General features: G+C 69.3%; 1 pseudogene. It reads left to right on the top strand.

Annotated elements, in window-relative coordinates:
• Nucleotides 1-205 (top strand): annotated as a pseudogene (locus tag QM019_RS12850) (IS3-like element IS3501 family transposase); the annotation flags it as partial.

Raw genomic sequence — 205 nt, forward strand, 5'->3', positions numbered from 1 at the left:
CTTCATCGACGAGTATCGAGAGCGGTTCGGGGTCGAGCTCATCTGCCGGACGCTGCGCCCGGCAGTGCAGGGATTCATCACGTCCCGCGGGTATCGCGCCGCGAAGACCCGCGTAGCCTCCGCCCGGCAGCTGCGCGACGAGCTGCTGGTGCCCGAGGTCGCCAGGCTGCATGCGGAGAACTACGGCGTCTACGGGCGGCGGAAG

The organism is Gulosibacter sediminis (assembly GCF_030011715.1).
GTDB lineage: Bacteria > Actinomycetota > Actinomycetes > Actinomycetales > Microbacteriaceae > Gulosibacter > Gulosibacter sediminis.